The organism is Paenibacillus barengoltzii NBRC 101215 (assembly GCF_004000745.1).
Lineage (GTDB): Bacteria > Bacillota > Bacilli > Paenibacillales > Paenibacillaceae > Fontibacillus > Fontibacillus barengoltzii.
On record NZ_BILV01000121.1, the window covers coordinates 1 to 8,897 of the forward strand.

Sequence of the window (8,897 nt, forward strand, 5' to 3'; positions counted from 1 at the left end):
AATAAAAATCCCGCTGCACACGCAGCGGGATCATCCAGCTTCTTGTTCCTTAGAATACCGGTACCAAAGCACCTTCATAAGTATCGTTAATGAACGTGCGAACTTCATCGGAAGTCAGCGCCTTCGCCAGCTTCTGAATCGCTTCGGAATCTTTGTTGTCTGGACGAGCAACCAGAAGGTTCGTGTATGGCGAATCTTTATCCTCGATGAACAAGGCGTCCTTCGTCGGGTTCAAATTCGCTTCCAGCGCGAAGTTCGTATTGATCAGCGCCAGATCTACTTCTGGCAGCAGACGAGGCAGCATAGCTGCATCCGTTTCTTTGAACTTCAGGTTTTTCGGATTTTCCACGATGTCTTTCGCAGTTGCTGTGATTCCAGCGTCATCCTTCAGTTTGATCAACCCTTGCTTTTGCAGCAACAGCAGTGCGCGGCCGCCGTTGGTCGGGTCGTTCGGGATCGCGATCGTCGCGCCGTCCGCAAGCTCGTCAGCGGATTTGATTTTGTTGGAGTATGCGCCAAACGGTTCAACGTGTACGCCTACAACCGGTACGAGGTCAAAGCCGTTTTGGCTATTTTGCTCATCCAGGTAAGGCTGATGTTGGAAGTAGTTTGCGTCCAGCTCTTTTTCATACAGTTGTACGTTAGGTTGCACATAATCGGTGAATTCTTTAACTTCCAGCTCAACGCCTTCTTCTTTCAGCTTCGGCGCGATAAATTTCAAGATATCAGCATGTGGTACGGTAGCACCTACAACCAGCTTCACTGGTTCAGCTGCAGTTTGGTTCCCCGAATCTGCGGCGTTCCCTTCAGCGGCTGACGTTTCACCTGCCGTGTTTCCTGCTGCCCCGTTATTCGCGGCATTATTGCTCCCGCAAGCGGCCAGTACCAGTACCAATACGAGCGTAAACAAAGATAAAGTCCATTTTTTCATTGCAGGTTCTCCCCCTTAAAAATGTTTTTTTGAATAAGGATGGTGTTATATATTTAAGTTTCCTTATTTCCGCGTAAAATAAATCACCAAGCGGTCACCCAGCATTTGCAGCACCTGCACCAGAATGACCATAAAAATCACCGAAACGATCATGATTCCTGTCTCGTACCGGTAATACCCGTAGCGGATCGCCAGGTCGCCGAGACCACCGCCGCCGACCATGCCCGACATGGCGGTATAGGATACCAACGTGACTACGGTAATCGTCATGCCTGCGATGAGGCCGGGCAGCGATTCTGGCAGCAGCACCTTGCGGATGATCTGGAATGAGGAAGCGCCCATGGCTTGGGATGCTTCAATCACTCCGCGATCCACCTCGCGCAGCGCCGTTTCTACCAAGCGGGCAAAGAACGGGGCCGCCCCGATCACCAGCGGCGGAATTGTCCCTTCCACACCGGTCGATACGCCCATGATCGCCCGCGTGACTGGAATCAACGCAACGATCAATATAATGAACGGAACCGAGCGAAGGATGTTAACAATGAGCGAAATGATCCGGTAAACCCAACCTAATACCAAGGATTGAGAACGTGAGAAGGTGAACAACAACACCCCGAGCGGAAGCCCGATCAAGAACGTAAACAAGGTTGCAAACCCCATCATCTTCAGCGTATCTAGTGTCGCCGTTCCCATCTCCGCCCAATCGATGGTTCCGAGATCCAATCCAGCCATTATTCGATCACCTCCACGTCAAGGTCACGTTCCCGCAGGAGCGACAGCGTGCGCTCCACCCGGTCATCTTCACCTTCAAACGATACGGTCAGTTGACCGTACGGGATATCCTTAATCGCTGAAATCGTGCCTTGCAGGATGGCGAAGTTGACGCCCGTTTCCCGAACGACTTGGGACAAGACCGATTCGTAGGTTTTCGCTCCTAAGAACGTGATTTTCACCAGCTTCGACCACTCTGGATGCGGAACCGAAGTCGCCAGCTTCAAGCCTTCATCCCCGGACTCCCGATGAATAAACTCCCGGGTTACCGGATGCTTCGGCTTCAGGAACACCTCCGTCACCGGCCCCTCCTCTACGATGCCGCCTTGGTGAATAACCGCTACACGGTCGCAGATGCTTTGGATGACATGCATCTCGTGCGTAATCAGCAGAATCGTTAGCTGGAACCGCTTGTTGATGTCCAGCAGCAGCTTCAGGATGGAATCCGTCGTCTGCGGATCCAGTGCCGAGGTGGCCTCGTCGCACAGCAGCACATCCGGTTCACTGGCCAAGGCCCGGGCGATACCAACACGTTGCTTCTGACCGCCGGACAGCTGCGCCGGATATTTGTCACGGTGCTCCTCCAAGCCGACGAGAGCCAGCAGCTCATTGACCTTCTCCGCAATGGCCGCCTTCGGCGTTCCGATCAGCGTCAGCGGAAATGCGATGTTATCATAGACGGTAGCCGAGGACAGCAGATTAAAATGTTGAAAAATCATGCCGATTTTGCGGCGCTGTTGCTGCAGCTCACGTTTGCCAAGCTTCGTCAGCTCCACCCCGCCGACCCAAACCTCGCCTTCGGTCGGGCGCTCCAGCAAATTGATGCACCGGATCAACGTACTCTTGCCAGCACCGGAATGACCGATGACGCCGAAGATTTCCCCTTTGCGAACGCTCAGATTTAATCCGGACAGTGCGGGGGTTGCCGTTTTTTTGGTGCGATAGATTTTCGTAATGCCCTTCAGTTCAATCAATCGGCTAACCTCCTGTTCCTAACATGCGGAAATATAACAAAAAGAGCCCTAACAGATTCAAAGGGCTCTCTTTACGTAAAGACAATGCCTTCTCATCTGCCAAAACCGAGTAAATCACATCGGTTTTGAAGGAATTAGCACCATGACATTCGGCCGTGATGAGTGCGCTTCATTCCGCGCATCATTCACGGGCGAATCGGTTGCTGGGCTTCATCGGGCCTTTCCCTCCGCCTCTCTCGATAAGAAATAAAATATGAAATTAAAAGAGTCGTTTGTGAAATTACATCAATGTTAACCTGTCATGTAAAACTATTGATGAGTATAATGAGTTTTGTTCGTTTTGTAAAGAGGAAAAATAAGAATGGCGATCGGATTAGATCGCCGTAATTTTTTTCCATCTATGATTGATGTAGTCAAATACCGTGAAATAGGTGTCACATACCATTTGGTATCCTTGCTCCAGATCCCGGATATGCTGATCCAGGTCTTCCAGGGCGACCTTGCCAAACAACGCCTGATGCCGTTGCCACAAGTCGTCCTTCATCTCCGAGTTCATGTAGTGAATTTCCGTATTTCTCCGGCGCCGCAACACGCCTAACGCTTCCCGGTACGTCTCTTTAATCGCGTTCAACCGGCTCCCCAGTTCAGTGTGAATCTTCAGCGTCGTAAATTGGCGCAACACCGTAAAATAGGAGAATCGCGACTTCACCTTCGACGTGTTCAACTCAAACAGTTCATTAAGCACCGTCCCAAGCTTGTCCAGCGCCGAGAACACGCGAATGAACCCATCCTTGTAAAAATACACATATCTCGCATAATCCGCCCGTTCCATCGGGTCCATGTCTTCAACAAATTCGGTATGTACCTTTTGGCGAAAAAAGGTAGCGGCATATAAGCATTGTTCGAGCTCATCCAACGAAGAGATCAATCCGTGCACCCAAATCTCCAGCTTGCGGAAATCATGCGTAGGGTCTTGATGCTCCTTGATTTCCTTCTGCAGCAGCCTCACGGTCTGCGTCATCGCGCTGATCGTATCGGCCAGCCGCCCCTCATTTTGGCGAGGCGGCTCCCCAAGCAAGCTTCGCAGCATAGGCATTCCTCATTTCACAGAAAGTAGGATTTCCAACGCTGATCCACCAAGGACACGATATCCTCTTGCGGGAACAGCTCATCCGGGTACCCTGGCTTCATGCGGGCATCAATAACGAGCGGCAAACTGTAGGACAGATGATGCTGGCGCACCTCGGAAGCCGCGTAGATGTCGCTGGCCGGATTAAACCGCGTAAACACCGTCCACAGGAACGCCGTTTGATCATGAGCCGCGGCTTCGGCGTTATCCACCAGCACCACCAGCGGCCAAGCGGTCCCGCGTTCGCGAAGACGACCCAGCAGACGCTCGGCCAGTTCCGGCTCGTCCTCATAGGATGCACCAGAAACGACAAGACATCCGTCATGAAATACTTGGATCGAATCGATTTCCGCGATTTCGCCTTCCTCGTACGCCCGAGGCAGCTCGCGCATCGGCTCGCCTACGCCGATCAGAATCGCCTTACTGCCGTGATTCAGCTTATGGCCGGTGTAGTCCAGCGTATCATGCGAAGTGTTGTTTAGAATAAACAAATCCGTGCGTGGATCAAATCGTTCCAGAACCGTCTTCAGCAGCAGACGGAAATCGGCGAGATCGATCAGCTTGTCCGTCAACATCAGGAATTTGGTCAGTGAAAGTTGACCTTCCCCAAGAATCCGGAAGGCGGACACCAGCGCTTCACGGGAATAGCTCTCCCGAACAACCGCCGAGCTCAAGGCATGGAATCCGCTCTCCGCATACGTCCAAAGCGAGCGCACATTCGGCATGACGATCGGGAAGGCCGGCGACAGCAGCTTTTGCAGGAAATCGCCCAGATAATAATCCTCCTGACGCGGTTTACCAACGATGGTTGCCGGGTAGATGGCATCCTTCCGATGCCACATATGGCCAACATGCAGCACCGGGAATTCATGCTGCAAGGAATAATAGCCAAAGTGATCGCCAAAAGGCCCTTCCAGTCGACGCTCATGCGGAGGCACCAGCCCAAAGATGGCAAATTCCGATTCGGCCGGAATGCGGTGACCGCCCAGCGGGTTTTCGGCCATCGGCAGCTTCTCACCAAGAATGAAGGAAGCAACCAACAGCTCGGACAGATGCTCAGGCACCGGTGAAATCGCCGAGGCAATCATCGCTGGAGGTCCGCCCAGGAACACGGATACCGGCAACGGTTCGCCGCGTTTCTCCGCCTCATGGTAATGGAACCCGCCGCCTTTTTGGATTTGCCAGTGCACGCCGGTGGTTTGATCATCATACAATTGGATCCGGTACATTCCCAGATTGTTTTCTTTCGGTTGCAACGGATTTTCCGTATACACCAGCGGCAACGTAATAAACGGACCGCCGTCCTTCTGCCAGCTGGTCACCTTCGGCAGATCTTTCAGCGGCGCTTCCGTTCGGCAGACATCAAGAATCGGGGCGTCTTTTTTGGATACCGTTCTCATGCCAACCTTCAAAACGTCGCGGATCAGTCCGCGCTCATTCCAAATCGCTTTAGGTGTCGGCGGCAGCAGTTTATGTATCGCGTCAACCAATTGGTTAGCAAGCTGTTCTGGTCGCGGGCCAAAGGCCATCTCCACCCGGCGAGGGGTTCCGAACAGATTTGTTGCCACGGGAAAAGGCGTACCTTTGACATTGGTAAACAGCAGAGCCGGGCCGCCGTCATCGATGACCCGCCGGTGAATTTCGGCTAACTCCAGGTAAGGATCAACCGGCACATCGATGATTGCCAGGTCGTTTTCTTTTTGCAGTGCATCGATCCATTGACGCAGATTCTTGTAGCTCATCTCCTGATCCTCCTAAAAGACCGGGTCAGCGCCCGGTCGTTGCGTAACTTTACACTATAGACAAAAGTATACCTTACCTCATCCCCCTCGGGATGCCCAGTCATTCTACAGATTCATGACAATCCCGGCGCAATCGCGGAAGTTGTCGCCGAAACCTGACGCCATGAAGCGCAGGCTAAACGGCTTTATCAGCCGGTGCAGCCTGTACCTCCTTGGCGGTCCGGCTCAACTGCCAAGCTCGGACGCTTAAATAACATAGAACCCCAAACAAGGAGGCTAGCACGATGATATGCGCCAGCGAAGCGAAAAGATAAATCTGGTAGTTGTTGATCGTCAGCGCGATGGTTGCCCCGGTCAGCACTTGAATGATTACCAGCACCGTGGCGGCAACGCCCAGCTTACGGATGCCCGGCAGTTCGGGATGCTTGCGGTAGGCAAAATGGCCCACCGTGGCGATCACGACCAGCAACAGAGCAGCCGCAACCCGGTGAATAAAGGCGATCCCTTCCCCGCCGGATAAACCGGGAAGAAGCTGCCCGTTACATAACGGCCAACCGCTGCAGCCACCCGCCGAGTCCGTATGGCTGACATACGCACCGAGGTAAACGACAATGTATGTGTAAGCCGTCGCAAACCAAGTCAAATTGCGGAACGCTTTGGACACGCGGGCTCCCGATCCAGATGGACGCACAGCTTCTTGCGAACGACGCCCTGCGTTGCGGTCAGCTTGTCCGCGTTCTTCCTCGCGGATGCCGAGAACGAGCATGATCGAGCTGGCAAAAGCGATCAACGAGAACCCGAAGTGCAGCGCCATAACGGCGGACGACGTAGGGTATATGACTGCCATCGCCCCCATCACAGCCTGTACCATGACAAAAATTAAAGCCATCAAGGAATACAACTGGAGATCCTTCCGGTTCTTCCGGTACATCCAAAACGCAATGAACGCTGCCAAAGAAAACAAACCGGCCGCCCCGCTGACTGCCCGGTGTGAATATTCAATCATGGAAGCGAGCGTATGTGCAGGGACAAACTTCCCATGGCAAAGCGGCCAATCATTGCCGCAGCCAAGACCGGATTCCGTTTTGGTCACTACACTGCCCCCAAGAGTCGCCAGAAACATTACAAAACAAGAGGCATAACTGAGCCATTTTAAAAATTTCGTATGCAAAACGGTTCACACCTTTAAGTTAATCGCTAATCCTTTTCATTATAACCGATCAAGTAACCACTTTCATAGAAAATGTTGAAAAATAGACACCGCCGCAAGGGGAAGTCCCTGCGGCGGTGTGATGAATATAATGGCATCCGTCTGATTGTAGATTATAACGTATCCCGAGTCTCCGGCGTGTCATGGAGCGTATGATACACATCCAACGCCTTGTTCAGGAAATCCTCAATTTCCTCACGGGATTTGCGAAGCTTGTTCACGAATCGAACCAGCTCACGGCCATCGGTATAGGCGACAAAGCTGGGGATCCCAAGAATGTTTTGCTCCTGGCTGACATCGCCGACTTGGTCAACGTCGACTTCAATCAACGTCAGTCGACCTTCGTATTTCGCCTCAACTTCAGGCATAAATGGATCTATAAATTTACAATCCGAGCACCAGTCGGCTTTGAAGACCGCTACGATCAGGTTGCTGGATTGAATGCTGACTTGAAATTCCGCGGGGGATGTAATTTTTTTCATGAATGATCCTTCCTTTCATCAGGATACTTCTAGTCAACCAAAAGCGGGAGTGGAAGTCAATCTTTTTGGACATACTGGATAGTATTATGCCTAGCCGGCCGCCAAATATTCGGACGCTCGATCCAAGGTAGAAGGGAGGCGGAATCCATGGAAGACCACCGCCAAGACACCGGGAACGGGAAGGCCGTCAACCTGAAAAGATGGATGTCCAGCCTGCCCGCCGCAATCTCAACGATGTTCAAAAATAAAACCGCCGTGCTTTCCGATTCCTCTGAATTGCGGAAAGAGACGGTGGATTTGGGCTGGAACGAAGCGGCTGCCCGGACGGTCATCAGTGAAATCGAGGAGTTGCTGCGGCGTTCTGCGGCCGCTCGTTCCGCATCAGCAGGAGAAGATTACAGCGCTGAGGATTTGCAGTTGGCCGAAGCGATCGCGGAGGAAACCCGTCTGGCCGGAGCCAACAATATCAGCCGGACGGCAGCTTATCTCGCCTGCTATCAAGCATGCCCGGAACTGCATTGGGCCTTCCTCGCGCATATGGTTTCGCGGAACGCCGGCTGGAACATGACAGACCTGCAAAGCAGCCGTATGGCCGATGCGATTGATGCGGAAGAGAAGCGGCTCACGTATCGGTTTCTGGAGCGGTGCAACGCCCTGATTTTTCAGGACGCTTATCCGCAGCTCAGACTGTATATGAAAAGCCGGGAGCTCGGGGCCAGTCGGTTCCACCTGCTCCCGTATTTTCACGTTTCGCGTTTTATGCGTCCGTTTTGGGAGCGGTTTTGGATCGACCGCGGCAGCGCTTTGCTGACCGTCGGACTCATCATCAATGAGCAAAATTATATTGAAAAACGCGTCGTACGCCACCCTTACTTCCAGAAGCAGGTCACGGATAAATTGAATTTCCGCCTGTTTAGCTTGGCGGGATTAAACCAAATCGTATTCCCGCTGAGCGAAGCGGCGGAAGGGGACGGGGCTGCCGGGAGCAAAGTGCGCCGCCTCGCGGGGCGCACCGTCTCCGACTTCGGCAGCCTGCAGGCCCGCATCGCGTTAGGCAAGAGCCTGTACGCGATGCTGATGGGCTACCGCGCCGTGCGCAGCGGCGCGGAGCGCTTCGCCGCGAGCGTGCCGCACAGCGGCTCGCGGGCCGATTATTGGCCGGAACTGTTCACGGCCAATTTAGAAGAAGCTCTGACCGCCAAGGTACAGGGGTCAGAGCTTCTCGCCCAGGAGACGCTGCCGCCGGGCCAGCGTCTCTACAGCCCCAAGCTGCTCAGCGCTTGGGGCGACACCGCCTATGAGCCAATCTCTAGGGAGGATTGGCTCAAGGACACCCGCGCGCTGGACGACATCAGCGCGCCAAAAGCGCCGTTCCTGTGCGACATCAGCCGCTCGCACAGGAACGGCATCCTCACCACCGCATTTGTGCACGATGCGGTGGAGGAACATGGACAGGAGCGGGGTTGAGCTTGTTCGTCAACCCCGCTCCTGTCGCCGTCCTCCCATCTATCTGCGAGAGTACCCCCCTCGCTGCCAGCTCTTTTTTACCATTATCCCGTTAAATCAGACAAAGCTATTTTAAACTGAAGCAATTAAACCAACACAACACAAGGACCAACACCTAACCGCCTTATATGCGCCTTATATGCGCCTGCTAA

8 protein-coding genes and 1 riboswitch are annotated in these 8,897 nt (G+C 53.3%); of the genes, 1 reads left to right on the forward strand and 7 read right to left on the reverse strand.

The genetic code is table 11. The features are described 5' to 3' along the window. Positions 1–49: 49 nt before the first annotated feature. The 7 genes from PBA01S_RS22005 to PBA01S_RS22035 form a co-directional block, all read right to left on the reverse strand. Positions 50–931 carry a MetQ/NlpA family ABC transporter substrate-binding protein gene (locus PBA01S_RS22005; RefSeq protein ID WP_127576744.1) on the reverse strand — a complete coding sequence of 294 codons (882 nt, stop codon included), beginning with the start codon at positions 929–931 and terminating at the stop codon, positions 50–52. Between the two features lie 63 nt (positions 932–994). Continuing rightward, the gene (locus PBA01S_RS22010) at positions 995–1,663 is read right to left on the reverse strand and encodes a methionine ABC transporter permease (protein ID WP_016310949.1); all 669 of its coding nucleotides are present in this window, start codon (positions 1,661–1,663) and stop codon (positions 995–997) included. Beyond that, complete coding sequence (locus PBA01S_RS22015) at positions 1,663–2,676, reverse strand: methionine ABC transporter ATP-binding protein (protein WP_016310948.1); 1,014 nt, start codon at positions 2,674–2,676, stop codon at positions 1,663–1,665. Before PBA01S_RS22015 ends, PBA01S_RS22010 begins: the two co-directional genes overlap by 1 nt. 89 nt (positions 2,677–2,765) lie before the next feature. Further along, a riboswitch (SAM riboswitch) is annotated at positions 2,766–2,922 on the reverse strand. A 127-nt stretch (positions 2,923–3,049) separates the two neighbouring features. Next, a complete protein-coding gene (locus PBA01S_RS22020; RefSeq protein WP_028539817.1) occupies positions 3,050–3,766 on the reverse strand; it encodes a Cthe_2314 family HEPN domain-containing protein in 717 nt (238 codons plus the stop codon). Positions 3,767–3,780: 14 nt separating this feature from the next. Further along, positions 3,781–5,547, reverse strand: coding sequence for a UbiD family decarboxylase (locus PBA01S_RS22025; RefSeq protein ID WP_028539816.1), 1,767 nt, complete (start codon positions 5,545–5,547; stop codon positions 3,781–3,783). A 175-nt stretch (positions 5,548–5,722) separates the two neighbouring features. Beyond that, on the reverse strand, positions 5,723–6,718 hold the full coding sequence (locus tag PBA01S_RS22030) for a COX15/CtaA family protein (protein WP_127576745.1): 996 nt from the start codon (positions 6,716–6,718) through the stop codon (positions 5,723–5,725). Between the two features lie 152 nt (positions 6,719–6,870). Further along, on the reverse strand, positions 6,871–7,239 hold the full coding sequence (locus PBA01S_RS22035; RefSeq protein ID WP_016310944.1) for a thioredoxin family protein: 369 nt from the start codon (positions 7,237–7,239) through the stop codon (positions 6,871–6,873). A 147-nt stretch (positions 7,240–7,386) separates the two neighbouring features. On the opposite strand from PBA01S_RS22035, the gene PBA01S_RS22040 reads away from it, so the two are divergent. Then, positions 7,387–8,706 (forward strand): DUF2515 family protein, encoded by a 1,320-nt coding sequence (locus PBA01S_RS22040; RefSeq protein WP_127576746.1) that lies wholly within the window; start codon positions 7,387–7,389, stop codon positions 8,704–8,706. The last annotated feature ends 191 nt before the right edge of the window (positions 8,707–8,897 follow it).